The sequence below is a fragment of the Neobacillus sp. GCM10023253 genome (genome assembly GCF_042653105.1).
Lineage (GTDB): Bacteria > Bacillota > Bacilli > Bacillales > Cytobacillaceae > Neobacillus > Neobacillus citreus.
Map to the genome: position 1 here is coordinate 251,902 of NZ_JBHSHV010000015.1, position 20,978 is coordinate 272,879.

A 20,978-nucleotide genomic window follows, 5' to 3' on the forward strand; every position below is an offset into this window, starting at 1 on the left:
TCTTTTCGCGGTTGTTGACAAAGTCAAAACCTATTCTTATTAAGATTACTTCATGCAACCTAACCTTAATCCATATTAACAAAAACACTTTTCACTTCAGTATAGGCATCAAGCGCATAAGATCCCATTTCACGCCCAATTCCGGACTGCTTGAAACCACCAAATGGCGCGGCTGCATCTACAGCATTATAACTATTGACCCAGACCGTCCCGGCTTGTAGTTTACTAGCTACATAGTGGGCATTGCGAACATTCTCAGTCCAAACCGCTGCAGCAAGTCCATAAGTTGTGTTATTAGCACGTTTTATCACTTCATCTAAATCATCAAACGGCATAGCAACAAGGACGGGGCCAAAAATTTCTTCCCTTGCAATTGTCATAATGTCTTCAACAGCTGAGAATATCGTCGGCTCAACAAAGTAGCCCCTATCGAATGGATTTCTTCCTCCCGTTAACATTTCAGCCCCTTCTTGTTGTCCTTTTTCAATATAGCTCATCACGCGATTTTGCTGTTTTTCCGTTACAAGTGGTCCCATTTGCGTATTCGTATCTAGGCCCGGGCCTTGTTTTATACTTTTTGAATATGAGACAAGGTCAGCTACGACATTATCATACGCTTTCTTTTGTACAAACAGACGTGAACCAGCAGTGCAAACTTGTCCTTGATTAAACATGATTCCCATCAGTGAACCAGGGATGGCTTTTGTCAAATCGGCATCTGGAAGAATAATATTCGGTGACTTTCCTCCAAGCTCTAATGTCACTCTTTTGAGAGAATCAGAGGCAAGGCGCATAATCTGTTTTCCCACTATTGTTGAACCAGTAAAGGCGACTTTGTTAACCATTTCATGCCTTACTAGCGGTTCGCCTGCTGTCGGTCCAAATCCCGGAACAATATTGACCACTCCATCAGGGAAACCGGCTTCCTGTATTAACTTAGCTAAATACAAGGCTGACAGCGGCGTTTGCTCAGCTGGCTTTAATACAACTGTACAACCAGTCGCTAGTGCAGCCCCTAATTTCCAAGCTGCCATTAAAAGTGGAAAGTTCCATGGAATAATTTGTCCGACTACACCTACCGGTTCATGTCTAGTATAGGTGAAGAAATTACCGTTTACTGGGATGGTCTGGCCTACGATTTTAGTTGACCAGCCGGCATAATATCGGAAGTGTTCAATAGCTGTTGGGACATCAAAAAATTTAGATTCATTAATAGGTTTTCCATTATCCAATGTTTCAAGTTGTGCTAGCTCTTCTAAATTCTCTTCCATTACGTCGGCAAATTTATAAATCAGCCGGCTCCGATCTGCAGCAGTTAGCTTAGACCATGGACCATTGTCAAATGCCTCCCGTGCAGCTTTTACTGCCCGATCAATATCTGCTTCTTGGGCTTCATATACGGTGGTAATGACTTCGCCGGTAGCCGGATTTCTGGTTTCAAATGTCTTTCCGCTTACTGATTCAACCCATTGCCCATTGATAAATAGTTTTTTAGTACCTTTTATAAATTCTACTACCTTTTCACTCAATTCCAATGTTTGTACCATTTACATTCCTCCAAGTTTCTAAATATTGGTCTCCCATCAAAATAACCTTTACATTAAACAAATAATTAGCTGCTATTTCATATCTGATAAATTCGGTCAATTCTAATAATCTTTACTGAATTCACCTCCTTAACTTTTAAAGATGCAATAAGCATGCCAAACCTATCTATTAGGTATTTTTGCTATACCCATTACTTAAGCGGTATCTTTCTATGGGCGAGTTACAAAAGGCATGCAATACTGTCAGTAGTTAAATAACGGTTTTAAGGGGAACATCAAAAGTATCTGAAGGAACCGACACCAAGTATCGTGCTATTAATAGCGCTTTCCATGTAGCAATAAAGAAACGAAATGTTTCAATATTAAGACATTCAATAATAAAAATTAAACGTTTCCATGGTTAAAAAGGCATTCTTCCATACTTAAAAAGAGAAAAAAAGGGGAAATAGCTAGGTTTTACGAATTTAGGAATATAATTCCTTCCTGTAAAAAGAAATTTGGCACAATAGTTGCATATTTAAAAGTTACAAAGGAATGACCTTGAAAAAACAAAGGAGGATTAAAATTTTGGTAAATCAAGAAACAACAAAAACCAGCGAGTTAGTGAATGATCTTGAGGCAGCTTACAAAAAAGACTTGGGATATTGGAACTCTACTTTAAGTTATTTAGCGGAAAAAGACCCGGAATTCTTTGAGATTTATAAAAAATTAGTAGCTACTCCCTACAAAAACAACATTCTCGATGCAAAGTCCAGAGAGTTAATTAATGTGGCATTAAGCTCGGCACCTACTAATTTAAGTAAGGACACATTAAGAATTCACATTGAAAACGCTATTAACCAAGGGGCTACGGAACAAGAAATTTTAGAAGTTTTTAAACTTGTCAGTGTACTAGGTATGCATACTTGTGCTGTCGGGGTTCCTATTCTAGTTGAAGAAACAGGCGCATTTGCAGACGTGAAATTGGATGCACATCAGGAGGAGTTAAAAGAAAAGTTTATTCAAAAGATGGGCTACTGGCATTCATTCCGAGACACGCTCTTATTAAATGATGAGCAGTTTTTTGAAGGTTATTATCAATTTCTGACAAACCCTTGGGAAAATGACATTCTAAGTCCGAAATTAAAGGAATTTATTTATATTGCCGTTGATATTGCCACTACACATTTATTCGCTGTTGGAACTAGGGTCCATATTCAAAGTGCCTTAAGACAAGGGGCGACATTTGAAGAAATTATGGAAGTTTTAAAAATAACAAGTGCTCAAGGTGTTGATACTTTTTATGCGGGAATTCCGATTTTAAGATCGGTGCTAGCTGAAAAGGGGAATAAATAAAACTATTTTATAGGGGGAAAGCATATGAAAAAAAGAAATTTGATAATCTCCATTATGTTAATGACAATGCTTGTTTTAGCTGCATGCGGCCAGGCAAAAGAATCGTCAACATCATCCAAGGACTCCACAAAAGCAAGTAAAGATGTAATAGAAATAAACTACAATGACCTTGCTCCACCTACTCACCCTTATACGAAACAAGTTGCAGAACCTTGGGCAAAATTTGTTGAAGAAGAAACAAATGGAAGGGTTAAAGTTCATGTTTTTCCAAGTTCAGCATTAGGAAAACCTGATACTGGTTATGATGATATAAGCGGTGACGTGTTTGATGTGGGGCTATTATATGCAAGTTCTGATAAGAACGATATCTTGTTCCCTTTATCAATTGGAGACTTACCTTTTGCCATTCCTAACTCTGAAGTCGCGGTAAAAGTTATGAATAAATTTTACGCGAAATTTATGAAAGATACATTTAAAGATGCTGTATGGCTCGGTGCTTCATCTACTGATACAGCCCAGCTATATACCTCGGATCCTATCGAAACCGTTAAAGATATAAAGAATCGGAAAATAGTCAATAGCCTTTATTCTAGAAATGAATTAATCAAATTGTGGGGAGCTGCCCCTGTATCAATTGATAATTCACAGTTATATGAATCTGTTGAAAAAGGTATGGCGGATGATATTATCTACAATACAACCGGCGCTATTGGGTTTAATTTAAATGAAGTGGCTCCATACATGACAAGGATCGATTTAGGGGTTTCTTCCAATGGATTATTCCTAAATGCAAACGTATTCAATAAGATGCCAAAAGATCTTCAAAAACTATTCGTAGAAAAATTAGGGCCAAAACACCAAGAATTGATGTCAGAACTTTATATGAGCTCAATGCAAAATTCTATTAAAGAATTTGAAAAACGAGTACAAGATAAGGGAGGAAAAGTGATTACTCCAAGTTCTGACGAATTAAATAAATTTAAAGCCCCAGCTAAAAAGTTGTGGGATAACTGGGTAGCTGAAGCAAATAAAAAGGGATATCCTGGTGATGAAATGATGAAGTATTTTAAACAGCTGCTTAAGGATGAGGGAGTAGAAATCCCATTTTAATAAAATAGAATCTATTATGTAAAAAAGTATTTTCTTTCAAGACTAGGAATGTTTTCTTCCTAGTCTCCTCTTTTATTTATTAATCTAACCAATTTTTATAGATTGAAAGGATGATTGAAGCATGTCATTAAAAAGATTAGAAAATAAAATTGCTATGATTACTGGAGCCGGTAATGGAATTGGGAGAGGAACAGCCGTTTTATTCGCTCAACACGGGGCAAAGGTTGTGATAACGGATATTGACGAGGCAGGGCTTCACGAAACATTGCAGATCATCCATGAGAATGGAAGAGAGGCAATCTCCTTGAAACTTGATGTTTCCAAAGAAGATGAGTGGAAAGATGTTATTTCGATTGTAGAGGAACAACTGGGCGGATTAGATATTCTGATGAATAATGCCGGTATCGGAGGGAGGGTTGGCTTAGCGGAAACCTCTTTGGAAAGTTTTGAAAAGGTCCAATCTATAAACTCTACTGGTGTTTTCTTGGGAATGAAATATGGATCTAATTTGATAAAAAAGACTGGCGGCGGTTCCATTATTAATACATCATCTATGTACGGAATTGTTGGCAGTCCCAGTAGTACGGCCTATCATGCTTCGAAAGGGGCTGTAAGACTCATGACCAAATCCGCAGCGCTTGAGCTCGCAAAAGACTTGATCCGAGTAAATTCGATTCATCCTGGCGTAATTGAAACAAACATGTCCGGAGCAAAAAACGGTGAACATTTCTTAAAAGATAAAACACCTTGGCCTCATTTAGGAGAACCAATCGATATCGCCTATGGTGCCCTTTATTTAGCATCCGATGAATCCCGCTTTGTAACAGGTACAGAGCTAGTGATAGACGGTGGTTTTACAGCCCAATAATGTATCGAATGGCTGTTTTAGAAAATGGCACTGTTCATATTCATTGTTGATTTTCATATAGGTACGAGAATTCATAGGCGGAGAATTTCCGGCTAATGTATAAAGAGGAAGCTTAACAAGCAAATATAAGCGAAGAAATTCCGATTAACTGCTCTAAATAAGACAAAATCCAAAGATTTGGATCAAATAAACGGAAAAACTTCCTTTATTTTTAAGGAAATAAGGGTATTTCCCAATTTAAACGGAATTTTTCCGTTTATTTTTCAAACACAGTAAAATCAACATTCAGTTATAACAGAGCCTAGAAAATAGTCCATTACTAGTTAAGGGGATAGATACGATGACTGCAAAAAGATTAAAAAATAAAGTCGCAATAATTACCGGAGCTGCGAATGGTATTGGCAGAGAGGAAGCCATATTATTTGCTAAAAACGGTGCAAAGGTAGTTGTAACCGATATTAACGAAGAAGCACTTCAAGAGACTGTCCAAGCCATCAGAACGCAGGGTGGAGAAGCAATTGGCATCAGGCATGATGTCTCAGTTGAAGAGGATTGGCAAGAAGTCATCTTGAAAACTGAAGCAGAATTTGGCCAATTGGATATTCTTATAAACAATGCTGCGATTTTGAGCAGAAATGGATTGGCAGAAACAACAGTGGATGAATTTTTAAAGATACAATCTATTAATTCGATTGGCACTTTTTTAGGCATGAAATATGGGTCAGCGTTAATCAAGAAAACGGCAGGTAAGGGATCGATCATCAATACATCATCTGGATCAGGTTTGGTTGGAACACCAGGGAGTACGGCCTACCATGCCTCAAAGGGTGCCGTTAGGTTAATGACCAAATCTGCTGCGTTGGAGCTGGCTAAGGACTTTATTCGCGTTAATTCCATCCATCCAGGAGTCATTGAAACAGCCATGTCTGGCGGAAAAAACGGGCAACACCATTTAAGTGATAAAATCCCGATGAAGTGTTTAGGGAAACCGATTGATATCGCCTACGGTGCACTTTATTTAGCTTCTGATGAGTCCCGATTTGTAACTGGTTCTGAGTTAATCATCGATGGCGGATATACTGCGCAATAAAGATAGTTGATAAGGCACTTGTGCTTGTACCCTAGTTTCTACTTAATTAACATGAGGATGTGGCGATTTCTGCTACCTTAATTCAATAAGGTAAGAGGCAACGGACAATATTAAATGATAATACAAAAGTAAGTAAAGGGATACAACTACAATATGAATGGTAGCTGTATCCCTTTGCGTGTTTAAAACTGTACCTAATAGAGGGATAAATTGTAGTTTGATTTATCCCCCTATTTATATTTATTGAAGGTCATGCTGCAATGCCAGCTTAAGCTGAAACGATTATTGCTGAAGGATTAAAAAAAGTAAAAGAAGTTGCAAAGAAATTATCACCAGTTGCAAATTTCTTAAAATCTCAGCAAATAGGAGTTATTATAGTAAGAGGGTGGCCTTAATGGCAAGCCAATTTGATTAAAAAGTTTAAACACAAAGTAAAATTTGAAAAAAAGGTGTGATAGATGATGATTAAAGGGATTAATCACAAAGCATTTCATGTAGTAAATATGGAACGTTCATTGGATTTTTATTGCAATAAGCTCGGTTTTAAGAGAGCGTTTGAATTGAATCAACCAAATGGTGAACCGTGGATTGTATATGTAAAGGTGGCAGAGGGGTGTTTCATTGAATTGTTTTATGGGGGTGTCGAGGGTGTTAGAGACAGAGCGGAACATATATGTTTTGAGGTGGATGACATTAACGAAACGGCAGACCAATTGAAGAAAAAGGGAGTACATTTAGCAGAAGAAATTTCACAAGGAAGAGCTTTGAACTACCAATTCTGGGTAATAGATCCCGATGGAAACTGGCTGGAGTTTATGGAAATGCATCCAGAATCACTACATATGAGATCCTAACAAAGAAAAGAACTTACCTATTCTTATTTAGCCCCAGGCGTCATCCTTTTAAGTGAATGCCGCCTGATTTTTAATTACATACAACCGTTATAAATGAAGAATTTTCAGCATAAGTAAAGAGATGGAAGAGGACACTTGTTCCCCAGTAATTCCACGCCCCGTTTTAATACGAAATGTTCGTTTTCCCCTTCTAGCAGCGATGTTCATTTTCATTGTTTTATATTAAAGTGTTGGTTGATTGTTTGACATGTATTGAGGAGGGTGGCCGCCAGTTTCTCTTCATTGCCATAAAAACGAATAGATGGGAGAGGGATCGAGATAGAGCATAAATTTCCCATGCGGTCAAAAATAGCTGCGCCCACTGCACAAATGCCACGAATGTGCTCTTCTCTGGCAAAAGCAACACCCTCTTTACGAATAATTTTTAACTCCTTTAACAGTTCATCCCTGCTCGTAATTGTATGATCATTGAACTTTTGCAGGTGCTCCGGTAACATTTTTTCAACCTCAGCAATAGGCAAGGAGGCCAGTATTGCCTTTCCGTTCGCCGTACAATGTAATGGAAAAGATACACCGGGTTGTGAAGTTGCTTGCAATGGATGCTGAGCGACAATTTGATCCACAAAAAACACCTTACCATTATTTAATACTGATAGATCTACCGTTTCATTGATTTGAGATGATAGTTGTATTAAAAATGGCCTGATTTCTTCTTTTAAATCACTATGGACCGCGGCAGCAAGCATCGCGATCTCAGGTCCAAGACAGAAACCGCCGTGAAGAGAGGCGGCTGCAACATATCTTTCCTCCTCCAGGGCAGTTACGATTCTTTGAACCGTTGACCGAGCAAGGCCCACTTCTTTGGCAATTTGGGAAAGGCTTAACCCTTTTGGATGATCTTTAAGAGCCCTCAGTATTTTTGCCGCGCGCGAGATGACTTGAACACTAGATGGTTTCGTTTGCTCCTGTTTATCGTTGTTCAAAAGTATAAACTCCTTTCAGAATCAATCCATTCTATTATAACGAAAATTCGTAATCCATCAGTAAAAAAAGGTAAAAAAATTGTCTCAGATCAAGTCATTCCTTGGATTCGAGACTTTTTATTGACATGTGCTTTAAAAATTCCCTATACTAGACATATCCACCTAACGGTACAAGTGTACCACAATGCGGTTATTTTTAAAAATGTATTAAAAAAATGTAATTAAGGACCGTTCCGTATGACTCGGCATTAACGGCGGTTTGCAGCAGTAATGATAGCCGAATTGAATGGGTGAAATCCATACAAAGGGAGATGTATCGAAGGGCAAATCCTATTTATCAAGAAAAATAATGTAACGAACACTACATTAGATGTCAGCGAGAAGCATTAAGTAATGCACCAAGTCTTTTGCAACAGTGACACCTGCAAAAAATTAAAGTTTATAACAAATAAAGGAGAATACTGCCATGAAATTTGAAAAAGTTCGTTGGGGAATTATTGGTTGCGGTGATGTGACGGAAGTGAAGAGTGGGCCGGCATTTCAGAAAATAAAAAATTCAGAGTTGGTGGCCGTTATGCGGAGAACGGGCGAACTAGCGAAAGATTATGCGGAAAGACACAATGTGCCAAAATGGTACGATGATGCCGAAGCACTTATTAATGATCCAGATGTCGATGCCGTTTATATTGCTACACCACCGAGTTCACATAAAGAATATACCATTAAAGTGGCAAAGGCAGGTAAACCTGTTTATGTAGAAAAGCCAATGGCGCTTAATTTTTCTGAATGCAATGAAATGATTGCTGCTTGCAAGGAGGCTGGCATTCCTTTATATGTATCATACTACCGCAGGGCGCTGCCTCGATTTGTTAAAATAAAAGAGTTATTGGAAAATAAAGCGATTGGTGACGTTCGTTTCGTATCAACAACACAGTATCAAAAAGCTTCAGAAGACGTGTTGGATTCACAAAATTCCCCATGGAGAGTTCAACCTGAAATTTCCGGAGGGGGGCTATTTTTTGATTTAGCCAGTCATACCCTTGATCTATTAGATTTTTTACTTGGGCCAATAAAGGATGTGCAAGGTTTTGCTTCAAATCAAGCAGGTAATTATCGTGCAGAAGATATTTATACAGGTACTTATCGATTTGAATCTGGAATTCACGGAATAGGAATTTGGTGTTTTTCTGCTTTTGAAGATGTGGATGTGAATGAACTCGTCGGCAGTAAAGGAAAAATTACTTTTTCCACTTTTGGGAATGAGCCGATTGTTTTGACAACGGCTAGTGGAACAGAGCAATGGAGTTTTGAAATGCCGCAGCATGTTCATCAACCTCTTATAGAAACGATTGTGGCTGACTTAACAGAAGATAGCGGCCAGTGTCTAAGTACTGGAGTGACCGGTGCTAGAACAAACTGGGTCATGGGTGAAATAAGATAGCTGAGAACAGTACATCCTATTCTTTACTATGCGACCCATCCTTAGGATTAGCGTTTTTAATTTCTACACACGATTAAACAATGCTAAAAAGGACTAAATTGTAACTTTATAATACCACAATTAACCATAATTGATTCATGTATACCGCATTGTGGTTGATTATTACGATTAAATCTTTGTTCATATAAATGTTAATAAATATGATTACAGAAAGCAATTGGGAAGTTAGTCTGAAGGAGAGCGGTTGAAATGAAACAGGAATTCGGGTTTGCTATTGTCGGATCAGGGCTAATCAGTACCACGTATTATGAGCAAATTTCAGCAATAGAAGGAGCAAAAGTGGTTGCAGTATACTCCCGTAAGGAGGATAAGGCAAAATCACTTGCTGATAAGGCCGGTGCAGATTGGTATACAGATTATCAAGAAATGCTTAAGAGAAAAGATATTGATATTGTATCGATTATTACACCAAGCGGCACTCATGCTGACATGGCAATAGAGGCTGCACGTGCCGGAAAGCATGTAATCGTTGAAAAACCAATGGATATTTCCCTTGAGAAGGCACAGCAAATGATCAATGTATGCCGTGAGCATCATGTTAAATTAAGTGTTATTTCTCAACATCGCTTTGATTCATCAACTGTGAAGATTAAAACGGATATTGATTCAGGACGATTCGGAAAAATGGTGCTAGGGCAGGCGGCTGTGAATTGGTATCGTCCTCAAAGCTACTATGATAATAGTAAGTGGCGGGGTACATGGGAAATGAATGGGGGCGGAGTATTAATTAATCAGGCCATTCATACGATTGATTTATTTCAGTACTTCATGGGAGAGGTGGAAAGTGTCTATGCACATACAGCTATATTAGCTCATGAAGGAATTGAAGTGGAGGATGTGGCCGTTGCCACGGTAAAATTTAAACATGGCGGGTTAGGAACCATTGTTGGAACTACAGCTGCATATCCTGGTCTGTCAGCCCGCTTGGAGATAATCGGAACAAATGGTACAGCCGTGATTGAGAATGATCAATTACTTAAGCATTATCTGCGTAATCCAAATAATGAAGCGGAAGTCCTCAACTTAGCTGCCGTCGAAAATAATAATGGAAGAGATCGAAATTATGCTTCTGTTGACCCTGCAGCCCTTGATGGTGCTTCCCATCGTTTACAGTTTATCGATATGATAAATGCCATTCTAGAAGATAGAGAACCGCTTGTGAATGGTGAAGAAGGAATAAAACCACTAAAAATTATTTTAGCTATTTATCAATCCGCACGGACAGGTCAACCTGTAGATGTTAAATATTAATAACTAATATATGTAAAAAGAAAGGAGCTTGGAGTAGCTTCTTTCTCTATATCTTTTAGTTCTTTATACTATTTTTTTATGAAGTACCAGTGCCTGATTTCTCCTTTTAACACGGAGGAATTAGGCTTTTTTTATTGTTTTCCATAACTTTATAAATCTAAATTCTCCTGCCGCTACCCTTCCTTACAAGATAGTGAATTAGTGAAGTCTTATCTTGGTTGGAAGTTGAAAAAGTGCAGTAATTTTTTTGTCTAAAAACAACTGCTGAAAAGGGGAGAAATGGTAATTTCCATTGGCTATAATCAGTGTTAATTTTGGAACCTTTATGTTTCAAGAATGAAACATCGAATGAATTGTCTTGAAATTATCATTCTATTTTGTGGAGAATAATCAGAATTTACTGGGTTTTATAAGGGGAATTTAGATTGGCACGATTATTGCAAGTATATAAGCAAAGACCTTAATTTTAAATAGAGAGGAGTAATGGAATGGCTTCACTAAACAGTTTAGAGGCTCTTTTTAAACCCAAGAGTATCGCGATTATCGGGGCAAGTCCTGACAGCAGGAAATTGGGTGGGAGACCTTTAAATTATTTACAAAGAAATGGCTATAGAGGCCAAATTTTTCCTAAAAATCCAAATTACAACGAAATATCTGGTTTGAAGTGCTATTCCAGCCTTCTAGATATAGGAGAAGAAATCGATTTAGCGATCATTTCACTTCCTAGCAAATTGGTAGTCAACGTATTAAAACAATGTGCAGAAAAAGGGGTTAAGGCAGCAGTCATCTTTAGCTCCGGCTTTTCCGAAATAGGTGAAGCAGGAAGAAAACTGCAGGAAGAAATGACGGCGATTTCTAAGAAGAGCGGTATGAGGATACTAGGGCCCAATACACTTGGAATGTTTAACCTTAAATCTGGGGTATTCGCTACCTTTTCAACCATCTTGGAAAAGCAAACGCCCCTTAAAGGCAATATTGGTTTTGTCAGCCAAAGCGGGGCATTTGGTTCCCACGTTTTTACGCTGGCACGGCAAAATTTTATCGGTTTTAGCCATTTTGTTGCAACTGGAAATGAAAGCGATATCGATGTGGCGGATTGTATTGAATTCCTTGCGGAAGATCCAGATACTGATGTAATAGCTTGTTATATGGAAGGCATTAAAGATGGCAATAAGCTAATAAATGCATTCAAGCTTGCTGCTAAAAAGAGAAAGCCAGTTATTGCTTTCAAAGTTGGAAAAACAAATGCAGGACAAAGAGCAGCCCTTTCGCATACAGGGTCCTTAGCCGGATCGGACCAAGTGTTTAATGCCATTGCCAAACAATATGGAGTATACCGTGCCGAAACGATTGAAGAATTTATCGATGCAGCCTACGCTTGCTCCATGCTTCCGCTCCCAAAAGGAGATAAAACGGCTGTTTTTACAGTCTCGGGGGGAGTTGGCATTCTGTTAGCTGACCAATTGACGGAAGCATCGTTAACTGTACCGGAGCCTTCCATTGAAGTGCAGCAGCAGCTTAGTGATCTTCTTCCGATTGCCGGTGTGAAAAATCCGATTGATACAACCGCACAATTAAATACTAGGCAAGACTTATTGCAAGATTTTATGGAAATTGTTCTTTCAAGTGGAGAGTACGACTCTGCGATCGTTTTCCTAGCCTTTAGCGGACTGTATCCGGAACACGCACAAAACCACATCCGATCCGTTTCTAACATTGCCAAAAAGTATAAAGAAACTCCGATTATCACTGTTTCGCTTAATTCGGAGGATTCGAAAAAGTCGTTTATGGAAAACCGGTTAGCCGTCATCGAGGATCCTTCCCGGGCGGTAAATGCCATGAAGGCTCTTAAATATTTCAGCCAATTCTATAAGGAAGAATCCGAGACTGCTAGAATGGACGGAATGAATGGACTGTCATTTGACAATCTTCCTACCGTGCTGACAGAGCATAAAAGTAAAGAAATACTTAAACAAATCGGAATTCCAATCACGAGAGAACAACTTGCTGCAACTCTCGCGGAAGCAAAAATAATGGCAAGAGAAATAGGGTATCCTGTTGCCCTTAAAGGGATGTCCCCGCAAATCTTGCATAAGAGTGACAAAGGGCTCGTCCAATTAAACATAACGAACGAAGAAGAACTCGAAGAGAAATTTACATTTATAAAGCAGCAGATAAGTCAAGTTGAATATGCAGTTTTCGAAGGTATTTTAGTCCAGGAAATGCTGTCAAAGGATTCTGTGGAGATGTTCATCGGAGCAAATCAGGACCCTGTTTTCGGGCAAATGATTCTCGTCGGTTTAGGCGGAATTCATATCGAAGTGTACAAAGATGCAGTCATGCGAAAGGCCCCTATTTCCGAGGAAACCGCGGAAGAAATGCTGGATGAACTTCGCAGCAAAGCCTTATTAAAAGGGTTTCGCGGGTCCGCACCTCGAGATCTGAAAGCATTGAGCCGAGTAGTAGCAAAGTTCAGCCAATTCATCTCCACCCATGATGTGATTGAGGAAATCGATCTAAATCCAATCATGGTACATGCTGAAGGGGAGGGCGTAACCGTTGCGGATGCCCTGATCACTTTGAAGAAGAAGGCACTTTCAAATATTCAATAACAATAGATTAAAAATTTAGGAGTGAAAGAACATGGATTTTACAATTCCAGAAGAAACACAAGAAATTATTAAAGGGTTAAAACAATTTATTGAAAAGGTCGTATTACCGCTAGAAAAGGAAAATCATGAGCTGTTATACAATGAACGGAACTACTACACGGAAGATGGACGCCACCACACGAAAGTGGAGGAATTACGGAAGATTGTTCGAATGGAGTCGGCAAAGGCAGGCTACTATACCATGTTTGGTGCAGAAGAGCTTGGCGGAGAACAACTCGGGCCAATGACAGCATTGCTCGTCCAAGAGGCTATTAATATATCGTATCCATTCAATAAGCTGGTTGATCCAATCGTCATCCCGTCACCATTTACCAACGGTTTATCACCAATTTTAACCGGCTTAAAAGAGGAATTGAAAGAGAGATATTTAGACGGAATCCGTTCTGGGGAAAAAACTCTTTGCTTTGGTTTAACGGAACCGGATGCAGGATCAGATGTATGGAGCATTAAAACGAATGCCGTAAAAGAAGGAAATGAATGGGTCATAAACGGCAGCAAACAATGGATTACAAATGCTGCCCACGCTGATTATTGCATGCTGTTTGCCGTGACAAATCCGGACTTGAAAGCGCAAAGAAAAGGCGGCATTACCTGCTTCTTCGTTGAAACAGGATCAGAAGGGTTCTCAGTAGATTCAGTAATTCCGGTCATGGGCGAGCTGGGAGGAGAGGCATGTATTATTAGCATCGATAATCTCCGAGTGCCAGATGAAAACGTCATTGGGGAAGTGGACTTTGGCTTCTCCATCGCCATAAATGGAATTAACACTGGAAGACTTGGGATGAGTGGAAAATGTATCGGTTCAGCACAATGGGCTTTAAAGAAGGCAGTTGAGTATGCAGAAATTCGCAAAACCTTTGGAAAGCCAATTAAAGAACATCAAATGATTCAAGCCATGCTTGCAGAATCTGCTATGGATATTTATGCAGCCAGAAATATGGCCCTTAACTGTGCCTGGAAGATTGAAAATAGTAAAAAACAACCTCGTAAGGAAATTTCAATGGTAAAGGCTTTTTGTACGGAAATGATGGGACGCGTTTATGATCGGGCCATGCAAATCCATGGTGGGGTAGGGATTTCCAATGAACTTGGATTAGAGCAGGGATACCGCCTGGCAAGGATTGTAAGAATTCCGGATGGCACCTCAGAAATCCACCGCCGAACTATTGCAAAAAGTTTACTAAGCGGAGATTTAACATTCTAATCGTTTTTTGGACCGATTGGGACATTCACCGATAAAAAAATCATTTTAGGGAGCTTGCTATGAAAAATGAATTAGTTCTTCGTGAAGAAGAATGGATGAAAAATAATCGGTTTCGGGATTTAATTGGACTTCAAATTGAGGATATTGGTGATGGAACCGCAACTTTATCCTTGGCAGTACAGGACCAATTGCTGCAAGGGGCAGGAATGGTTCACGGCGGTGTGATTACTACATTAATAGATTCGGTCATTGGTTCGGCAGTAAGGAGCGTAATGGCTGATCATATGATTAGTTTAACCGCGGAGCTAAACATAAACTTTTTTCGGCCGGCCACACAAGGAAGAATTTTTGCGGAAGGCAGAGTCATTAACAGAGGCAAACAGCTGGCAGTAGGGGTCGGAGATGTCAAGGGCGAAAATGGAAAATTGCTGGCTACTGGCAGGGCGACGTATGTTTTAAAAGAAATCACTAAGAAATGAATGGTCAACTATTAAAAAGAAAGATTGGTGAATCTATATGGAAGAACAATTAGTCCTCATTGAGAAAAAAGGAAGAATTGCCTACGTAATTTTAAATCGACCGGAAAAATTAAATGCATTAAGCAGGGAGCTGTTTCAAGCCTTCGACAAGGCCCTTGACGAGCTTGAAAAAGACCAGGATATCAGTGTGTTAATCATAAAAGGAAATGGCAGGGCTTTCAGCGTAGGCTACGACGTTGGCAAATACAGGGAGCCAAGCGTCACGGAGGACAGAGATTACTTGGAAGAATGCACAAGGCGCTGGATTAGACTTTGGGAATATCCGAAGCCGGTCATTGCGCAGGTTCAAGGATTTGCTTTAGCGGGTGGAACTCAAATGCTGGCTTGCTGCGATATTGTCATCACTGATAAGAAGGCCCAATTTGGTTTCCCATCCCTGCCTCTTGGTGGTGGATTTGTCGGCATTTATTGGGGCTGGCATGTCGGGCCGCAGCGCGCAAAAATGTTAGACCTTACTGCAGGAAGCCGCATAAGTGGAGAAAAAGCTGTGCAATACGGGTTTGCAGCAGAGTGCTTTGATGCGGATTGTCTTGAGGAAGAAACATTAAAGATCGCAAGAGGCATTGCTAAAACTCCAGCGGATGTATTGAAGCTGAAAAAAATGGCCCATAATCGGATTATGGATTTACAAGGGTTCCGTACCGGTTTGATGTATGGACCCGAACAAGATGCGATTATCCATACTGCTGAAGGTATCAAGCTAATGTACCGTAAAATCAATGAACTAGGCTTAAAAGGCACAATTGAATGGTTTAACAGCCAGGAAGTGTAACAAGAAATATATCCAAGTATACAGTCTATCAAACAATGGGGGATTAAGTGCTTCGAGCATTTTTCTCCCCAAAAAGCCAATAAAACAGGGAGGGATGTTTATGATGGAGACGCGGCTGACAATTGACAAACTTCTATACCGGGCAGAAAAGTACTTTCCGAAGAAAGAAGTTATTTCTAGAACTGAAAAAGGTATTGTCCGCTTAACCTATGAGGAATTTGCTAAAAGAACCCGTTCTTTAGCAAGTGTCTTGCAAATGCTAGGAGTAAAAAAAGGTGATCGGGTGGGAACATTTGCCTGGAATGATCACCGGCACTTGGAGGCGTATTTTGCCATTCCAAGTATGGGAGCAGTACTGCACACAATCAATATTAGGCTTTCTTCCGATCATCTGGCATATATCATAAACAATGCAGAAGATAAGATCCTGCTTGTCGATAAAGGGCTTTTTCCGTTAATTGAGAGCATAATAGATAAAATTCCTACAGTAAAAGCAATTATCATCATGTCGGAAGACGGTGAGCTTTCTCAATCTTCGGAAAAACCTCTCTATAACTATGAATCACTTATTGCAACCGGGGATAATAGTTTCTCTTTTCCAGATGATATAGACGAAAATGAAGCTGCTGGACTGTGTTACACCTCGGCAACGACCGGAAATCCAAAGGGTGTATTATCTACTCATCGAAGTATCGTATTGCATAGCTTAATGCTCGGTCTTACAGATACGATGGGACTGTCTGAGGAAGATCGGGCGATGCATGTAGTACCAATGTTTCACGTAAACGCGTGGGGATTTCCTTTTGCGTCCGTTTGGTTTGGCACAACCCAAATATTGCCGGGCCCAAACTTTACTTCGCAAACACTCTTGGAATTGATAGAGTCTGAACGTGTAACGATAACGGCAGGTGTACCGACTGTCTGGATCGGGGTTCTAAATGAATTGAATAGAAAAAGTTATGATTTATCCAGCCTGCGTTATATCCTATGCGGCGGGTCGGCGGCATCGAAAGGGTTGATATCCTCATTTATGGAAAAATACAACGTGCCGATCATGCATGCTTACGGGATGACAGAAACGGGACCGGTGGCTACAGTCAGCAAACTAAAAAGCTACCATCAAAATCTATCAACAGAAGAAAAAATAAACCAGCTTACTAAACAAGGAATACCGGTGCCTTTGATAGATATTAATGTCATAAATGAGTCTGGAGAAGTAAAAATGGACGGGGAAGAAATGGGAGAGGTCCTCTTTAGGGGGCCATGGATTACTGACCATTACTATAGAAAGCCGGAGCAAACGGCAGAGGCTATCAAGGATGGCTGGCTTTATTCCGGGGATATAGCCACGATTGATGAGGCAGGGTATATCAAAATAGTAGACCGAACGAAAGATTTGATCAAAAGCGGCGGCGAATGGATTTCTTCTGTACAGCTTGAGAATGCGCTAATGACCCACGAAGCTGTATTTGAAGCAGCCGTCATTGCGATTCCCCATCCGAAATGGCAGGAACGGCCTGTAGCCTTTGTCGTTTTACACGATCATTTTAAAGAAAAGGTGACAAGGGATGATTTGCTTGCATATCTAGCACCACAGTTTGCAAAATGGTGGCTGCCGGACGAGGTTCTATTTATCCAGGAGGTACCGAAAACAGGTGTTGGCAAGTTCCTAAAAAGGAAACTTCGCGAAGAATATGAGAACTTTTTTGTTAAAGAATAGGCCAAAAATAAATTCCAACTTTTGTGTTTCAAATGTTTCGAGCTGTTCCAAGTGTTTCAATATGTTTCAATTTTGAAACGTTTTATTTTACAACGTGGCACATAGCAATTATTTGGATGGATAGATGGTTTGTTTTAACAGGAGGCTTTTTCCTGAAATGTATAGGAACTGCAGCGGTTCATGAAGGGTTTAACAGATGAAAAGCCATTATCATTAAATTTGGCACAATATTTGCATTATTAAAGATGAAAAGAATTTTCCCGCTTTAGTAAAGAATTCCCATGCGATTTAACGTTGCTTTTAAAGGGATTTTGTCTGAATATGTCAAATTGATATGTTTAGGAATTTTCCTGTTGTAAGGGTTTTCAGCTGAGCATCCATTCAGGTGAAAAATGATTAGTTCGAAAGTGGAGGTTTAAATTCTTTATTAATACTAAACAACTAATAAATTTTGAAAGGAATGTTAATATGACAAATCACAAAAATGAAATGAGCTTTGGTCTATTTTTCCTGAATTCAAAATCACCCTTTAAATCGGAAGACGAAGAATTAAGAAACGGTTTGGAGCAAATCAAAGTGGCAGATGAACTTGGCTTCCACAGTGCCTGGATGGCTGAACACAATGCCAGAGACTACGGGGTTGTCACTTCATCAACCGTTTACTTAGCAGCCGCGGCTGCCCAGACAAAAAGAATTAAACTAGGATCTGCCGTTGCCAGATTACCTTTGCACCATCCAATGCAGCTGGCTGAAGAAATGACTTTAGTTGACGTCATCAGTAACGGCCGGCTTTATGTGGGAGTTGGGAAAGGGTATGACAAATTAGAATTTGATGCTTACAATGTGGATTTCGATGAGAGACATGCTAGGTTCGAAGAATCTCTAGATATTTTAAAAGCAGCATTATACAATCCGAGAATTTCTTATTCAGGCAAATTTTATAATTTCAATGATATTCCAATTAATCCAAGGCCAATTCAACAGCCTGGCCCGCCCCTCTTCGTCATGGTTTCTTCAAATGATGCGTCCATTATCAATGCTGCAAAAGATGGCTACTCGTTTGTTTTAGGCGGCATCAAAAACGATGATACTCTCCATAAAATCAATTTGTACCAAGAAACGGCCCTTGCTGCTGGATACTCGGAGGAATACGTAAATGAAGCTATGGCCCGATCAGGCAAGCTCCTTTTCGTTTATGTTGCCGAAACGGATGAACAGGCGTATGAAGAATTTGAAGAAGGATTAATGTGGTATATGTCTGAACGGGATAATCGTCCAGTGTTCGGTGTGGTTCAGCGGGATAAAGTACTTGATTATAATGAATTCCTCAAATCCGAAAACGCGATTGTCGGTTCTCCTGAAAAGGTTCGGAAAGATATTGAGAAATTCCGCGAAGAAACAGGGCTGAATAACATTATTTGTTGGATGAATATCGGTGGTCAGCCTAATGATCGGGTGATTAAATCGATGAATTTGTTCTCCAAAGAGGTAATGCCTTATTTCTGCAATGTAGAAGCCTACCAAAAAATTTAAAGTCGTTGCTGGAATAAATCGCAAAATAGAAGGATGCAGCATGATAGGGGGCTGCCCGAAGATTCTTTGTGAATAAATGGAACCGGCTGGCCCCTTTTTTGAAGCATACAATCTTTCCCTTATTAATGAAGAATAAATAGAAAGGGGATTTGGTACTTTGTTGAATAAAATCATTAAATATATAACGGACATTAATAAATGGATTGCTTATGTCGGCCTCTTGCTGATGGTGGCCCTTGTCTTTTGTTTTTCTGTATCGAGGACGATAGGCGTTCCAATAATCGGTGATATCGAAATTGTTCAATTTCTTATGGCAGTCATCATCTTTGCATCACTGGCTTTTACGGAACAGGAAAATTCTCACATATCGATAGGGATTTTTACAGAGAAATTGCCTTTATTCATTCAAAATATATTAGGGATAATCGGGAAATTGATTACATTAGTTTTCTGCCTCCTTGTAATCTGGGTTTTCATTGAAAAAATGGAGTATTCAACAACTTCCTTGCTCTTAAAAATTCCTTTATATCCTTTTAAATATTTATTAATTATCGGATTTGCAGCTTGGTGTTTAGAAATCATCAAGAAATTTGCAAATAAAAAATTCATCGATTAGGAAAATTTTCGATCAAGGATTAGATAAAGGAGTGATATATGTTGTCCATTACTGCTGTAAGTATTATCGTCATAATCGCGGTTTTTGTCCTGATGTTTCTCCGGGTACCTATCGCTGTCTCGATGGCTGTACCAGCCTGTTTGGGGATTGTTTATTTAAAAGGATGGGAAACCCTTTTTTCTGTTGTTAATACCAATGTTTGGGAACAAAGCTTTTCTTATACATTAAGTACAATTCCCCTATTTGTTCTGATGGGACAGTTACTATATTATTCGGACCTGACAACGGAATTGTTCACGGCCTTCCGGAACTGGCTCAACCAATTAAAAGGCGGATTAGGGATTGCGACAGTCGGGGCTTCCGCCATGTTCGCTGCCGCTTCCGGTTCCAGTTTGGCCACTACCGGGACGATGGGAGTCATGGCAGCTAAAGAAATGTTAAATGCAGGATATAGCAAAAGCTTAACAGGGGGTTCAATAGCAGCCGGAGGCACACTCGGAATTTTAATTCCACCAAGTACAATGTTTATCGTCTATGGAATGATGACTGAACAATCGATTGGGAAACTGTTAATTGCAGGAATTATCCCCGGGATTCTCCTAACTCTTTTATTTATGCTTGCGATTTCTATCGCTATATTCATAAATCCAAACCATCATGTAAAGACGAAAGAAGAGGAAAAGATAAGCTGGAAAGAGAAGTTTAGCTCTCTAAAACCTACTATTTGGATCGTCGTTTTATTTATAATTGTTATTGGCGGTATGTACGTCGGATTTTTCAGTGCGACAGAATCTGCCGGAGTTGGTGCTCTTGGTGCATTTGCGATTGGCTTTGCCCGCAAGAAATTAACGAAAGAGAAGATTACGGCTACTGTCTATGAAACGATTAAAACGACAGGATTTATTTTTGCCATCGTCATGGGGGCATTTATATTAAACTATTTTTTGATGATAACTAGAGTTCCGCAGATGATTTCAGACTTCCTTTTCTCGAGAGATTTATCCGCAGCGGTGATTTTTATCCTTATTATTCTCATGTACATGGTGCTTGGCTGTGTCATGGACTCCCTCTCAATGGTTGTTGTTACGATTCCAATTATCCTCCCATTAGTTGAAGCACTTGGGTTTGACTTGATTTGGTTTGGCGTCATTATTGTTTTAGTAGTAGAAATGGCCCTAATCACTCCTCCGGTGGGAATGAACTGTTATGTGTTGAATGGAGTCGTAAAAGAACTGGATTTAGTCAGTATATTTAAAGGTGCCATCATCTTTGTCATTCCGATTCTAGTGTTAATAGCATTACTGTATATTTTCCCTGAAATAGCCTTATTCTTGCCGACCTCAGTTAAATAGTTTCTTTTTATTCAGAATGTTTCGATTACAA

Annotated in this window: 17 protein-coding genes; 15 read left to right on the forward strand and 2 right to left on the reverse strand. The window is 39.5% G+C overall.

Annotated elements, in window-relative coordinates:
* Positions 1-65: 65 nt before the first annotated feature.
* Positions 66-1,547, reverse strand: coding sequence for an aldehyde dehydrogenase family protein (locus tag ACFPA1_RS19890; RefSeq protein ID WP_378584945.1), 1,482 nt, complete (start codon positions 1,545-1,547; stop codon positions 66-68).
* 567 nt (positions 1,548-2,114) lie between these two features.
* On the opposite strand from ACFPA1_RS19890, the gene ACFPA1_RS19895 reads away from it, so the two are divergent.
* The 5 genes from ACFPA1_RS19895 to ACFPA1_RS19915 all read left to right on the forward strand — a co-directional run bounded on the left by ACFPA1_RS19895 (position 2,115) and on the right by ACFPA1_RS19915 (position 6,804).
* The gene (locus ACFPA1_RS19895) at positions 2,115-2,882 is read left to right on the forward strand and encodes a carboxymuconolactone decarboxylase family protein (RefSeq protein ID WP_213145573.1); all 768 of its coding nucleotides are present in this window, start codon (positions 2,115-2,117) and stop codon (positions 2,880-2,882) included.
* A gap of 24 nt (positions 2,883-2,906) precedes the next feature.
* Positions 2,907-3,992 (forward strand): TRAP transporter substrate-binding protein, encoded by a 1,086-nt coding sequence (locus ACFPA1_RS19900; protein WP_378584947.1) that lies wholly within the window; start codon positions 2,907-2,909, stop codon positions 3,990-3,992.
* 121 nt (positions 3,993-4,113) lie between these two features.
* Positions 4,114-4,860: an SDR family NAD(P)-dependent oxidoreductase gene (locus tag ACFPA1_RS19905; RefSeq protein ID WP_378584949.1), complete on the forward strand. Its 747-nt coding sequence runs from the start codon at positions 4,114-4,116 to the stop codon at positions 4,858-4,860.
* A 340-nt stretch (positions 4,861-5,200) separates the two neighbouring features.
* Entirely contained in the window at positions 5,201-5,950 is a 750-nt protein-coding gene (locus ACFPA1_RS19910) for an SDR family NAD(P)-dependent oxidoreductase (protein WP_378584951.1), read from the forward strand.
* A gap of 461 nt (positions 5,951-6,411) precedes the next feature.
* Positions 6,412-6,804: a VOC family protein gene (locus ACFPA1_RS19915; RefSeq protein ID WP_378584983.1), complete on the forward strand. Its 393-nt coding sequence runs from the start codon at positions 6,412-6,414 to the stop codon at positions 6,802-6,804.
* A 209-nt stretch (positions 6,805-7,013) separates the two neighbouring features.
* On the opposite strand, the gene ACFPA1_RS19920 is transcribed toward ACFPA1_RS19915, so the two are convergent.
* Positions 7,014-7,787, reverse strand: a complete 774-nt coding sequence (locus ACFPA1_RS19920) for an IclR family transcriptional regulator (protein WP_378584953.1) — start codon at positions 7,785-7,787, stop codon at positions 7,014-7,016.
* A 466-nt stretch (positions 7,788-8,253) separates the two neighbouring features.
* On the opposite strand from ACFPA1_RS19920, the gene ACFPA1_RS19925 reads away from it, so the two are divergent.
* The 10 genes from ACFPA1_RS19925 (at position 8,254) to ACFPA1_RS19970 (ending at position 20,947) form a co-directional block, all read left to right on the forward strand.
* Complete coding sequence (locus ACFPA1_RS19925) at positions 8,254-9,228, forward strand: Gfo/Idh/MocA family protein (protein WP_378584954.1); 975 nt, start codon at positions 8,254-8,256, stop codon at positions 9,226-9,228.
* A gap of 249 nt (positions 9,229-9,477) precedes the next feature.
* Positions 9,478-10,539 (forward strand): Gfo/Idh/MocA family protein, encoded by a 1,062-nt coding sequence (locus tag ACFPA1_RS19930; RefSeq protein WP_213145579.1) that lies wholly within the window; start codon positions 9,478-9,480, stop codon positions 10,537-10,539.
* 488 nt (positions 10,540-11,027) lie between these two features.
* On the forward strand, positions 11,028-13,151 hold the full coding sequence (locus ACFPA1_RS19935; protein ID WP_378584956.1) for an acetate--CoA ligase family protein: 2,124 nt from the start codon (positions 11,028-11,030) through the stop codon (positions 13,149-13,151).
* A gap of 31 nt (positions 13,152-13,182) precedes the next feature.
* On the forward strand, positions 13,183-14,415 hold the full coding sequence (locus ACFPA1_RS19940; protein ID WP_378584958.1) for an acyl-CoA dehydrogenase family protein: 1,233 nt from the start codon (positions 13,183-13,185) through the stop codon (positions 14,413-14,415).
* Positions 14,416-14,474: 59 nt separating this feature from the next.
* The gene (locus ACFPA1_RS19945; RefSeq protein ID WP_378584960.1) at positions 14,475-14,894 is read left to right on the forward strand and encodes a PaaI family thioesterase; all 420 of its coding nucleotides are present in this window, start codon (positions 14,475-14,477) and stop codon (positions 14,892-14,894) included.
* Between the two features lie 37 nt (positions 14,895-14,931).
* Positions 14,932-15,726 carry an enoyl-CoA hydratase/isomerase family protein gene (locus ACFPA1_RS19950; RefSeq protein WP_213145583.1) on the forward strand — a complete coding sequence of 265 codons (795 nt, stop codon included), beginning with the start codon at positions 14,932-14,934 and terminating at the stop codon, positions 15,724-15,726.
* Positions 15,727-15,826: 100 nt separating this feature from the next.
* Positions 15,827-17,446, forward strand: a complete 1,620-nt coding sequence (locus ACFPA1_RS19955; RefSeq protein ID WP_378584962.1) for a long-chain fatty acid--CoA ligase — start codon at positions 15,827-15,829, stop codon at positions 17,444-17,446.
* Positions 17,447-17,914: 468 nt separating this feature from the next.
* Entirely contained in the window at positions 17,915-18,979 is a 1,065-nt protein-coding gene (locus ACFPA1_RS19960; RefSeq protein WP_213145585.1) for an LLM class flavin-dependent oxidoreductase, read from the forward strand.
* Positions 18,980-19,136: 157 nt separating this feature from the next.
* Entirely contained in the window at positions 19,137-19,595 is a 459-nt protein-coding gene (locus ACFPA1_RS19965) for a TRAP transporter small permease (RefSeq protein ID WP_378584963.1), read from the forward strand.
* Between the two features lie 38 nt (positions 19,596-19,633).
* Complete coding sequence (locus ACFPA1_RS19970; protein WP_378584964.1) at positions 19,634-20,947, forward strand: TRAP transporter large permease; 1,314 nt, start codon at positions 19,634-19,636, stop codon at positions 20,945-20,947.
* Positions 20,948-20,978: the final 31 nt, after the last annotated feature.